Genomic DNA, 1,129 nt, shown 5'->3' with positions numbered 1-1,129 from the left:
CGAGGTGGTCACCGCCGCCGGCGCGGTGGCGGTGAAGGCGCCGCGGGTCAATGACAAGCGCGTCGACCCCGACACCGGTGAACGTAGGCGGTTCTCCTCGACGATCCTGCCGGCATGGGCCCGCAAATCCGCGCAGGTGTCCGAGGTGCTGCCGCTGCTGTACCTGCACGGGCTCTCGACCAGCGACTTCGGTCCCGCCCTCGAACAGTTCCTCGGCACCGGTGCCGGCCTGTCGGCCAGTTCGATCACCCGCCTCACGACGCAGTGGCAGGACGAGGCGAGAGCCTTCGCCGCCCGGGATCTCTCGGAGGCGGATTACGTCTATCTCTGGGTCGATGGTATTCACCTGAAAGTGCGTCTCGAGCAGGAGAAACTTTGCCTGTTGGTGATGATCGGTGTCCGCGCCGACGGCCGTAAGGAGCTCGTCGCCCTCTCCGACGGGTACCGGGAATCGACCGAGTCCTGGGCGGACCTGCTGCGGGATTGCCGCCGGCGTGGGATGCGGGCCCCGGTGCTGGCGGTCGGTGACGGTGCCTTGGGGTTCTGGCGGGCCCTGCGCGAGGTGTTCCCGGAAACGCGGGAACAGCGCTGCTGGTTTCACAAGCAGGCGAATGTTCTTTCTGCGCTGCCGAAGTCGGCTCATCCTGGTGCGTTGGCGGCGATGAAGGAGATCTACCTCGCCGAGGACATCGACAAGGCGCAGGTGGCGATCAAGGCATTCGAGATCGATTACGGCGCGAAGTACCCGAAGGCGGTCGCGAAGATCACCGACGACGCCGACGTGCTGCTCGAGTTCTTCCGGTATCCGGCTGAGCACTGGGTGCATCTGCGCACGACAAATCCGATCGAATCGACTTTTGCGACAGTGCGTTTGAGAACCAAGGTGACAAAGGGCCCGGGGTCGCGGGCGGCGGGGATGGCGATGGCCTACAAGCTGATCGAGGCCGCCCAGGCCCGCTGGCGGGCCGTGAACGCCCCGCACCTGGTGGCGTTGGTGCGGGCCGGTGCGCTGTTCCACAAGGGCAAGCTCCTCGAACGACCCGTCGAGATCACCCCGGAACCGTCACCGGACACGCCGGTATCCGAGGTCGCCTGACACACCTTAATCCACAGAATTTGACGATTCCTC

The 1,129-nt window shown here is 65.5% G+C and carries 1 protein-coding gene; it reads left to right on the top strand.

Annotation, left to right across the window (positions count from 1 at the left end; genetic code table 11):
- The coding region (locus ATN37_RS00030; RefSeq protein WP_165639980.1) for an IS256 family transposase at positions 1 to 1,096 on the top strand (1,096 nt) is incomplete at its 5' end.
- Positions 1,097 to 1,129: the final 33 nt, after the last annotated feature.

This window comes from Rhodococcus sp. MH15 (assembly GCF_019266045.1).
Classification (GTDB): Bacteria; Actinomycetota; Actinomycetes; order Mycobacteriales; family Mycobacteriaceae; genus Rhodococcus_F; species Rhodococcus_F qingshengii.
Note: the sequence above shows the minus strand (reverse complement) of the source record. Positions and strands in the feature narration are given on the sequence as shown.